A 518-nucleotide genomic window follows, 5' to 3' on the forward strand; every position below is an offset into this window, starting at 1 on the left:
TTTGCAAGCTGCATCATCAACCGTGATATCCTCTCTGACAATGGGCGCGTTGTTTTGCTTGATAAAGGAACCCAAGTCGTTGGAGAATACCGAGGAGGGCTTAAAAAGGGTCAATCTCGCCTCTTTGTGCTCTGGACAAGAGCAAAAACACCAACCGGTGTCATCATCAATCTTGCATCTCCCGCAACTGACAGTTTAGGTAGAGCTGGTTTTGACGGCAACGTCAACACCCATTGGTGGGAACGCTTCAGTTCAGCATTATTACTCACCGTTGTTGATAGCGTTACAACAAACCTAACCAATAAAAAGAAAGGCAATTCTAACTCAAGTGGTGGTTTCAACAGCTCTGAAGCAAGCAATATCGGAAAAGATACAGCCACCGTTGCCCTTGAAAATCAAATCAATATCCCTCCTACCTTAGAAAAATTTCAAGGCGAACTCGTCAACATTTTCGTAGCAAAAGATCTCGATTTTTCCTCTGTCTATAAACTAGTCGTAAAGAGCAAAAGAAACCGCTC

General features: G+C 43.4%; 1 protein-coding gene. It reads left to right on the plus strand.

Annotated elements, in window-relative coordinates; all coding sequences use genetic code 11:
* On the plus strand, nucleotides 1-518 hold a 518-nt coding region (gene virB10, locus ACFIKD_RS09790), incomplete at both ends, for a type IV secretion system protein VirB10 (RefSeq protein ID WP_375647957.1).

This window comes from Bartonella sp. CR84HXZ (assembly GCF_042194535.1).
Classification (GTDB): Bacteria; Pseudomonadota; Alphaproteobacteria; order Rhizobiales; family Rhizobiaceae; genus Bartonella; species Bartonella grahamii.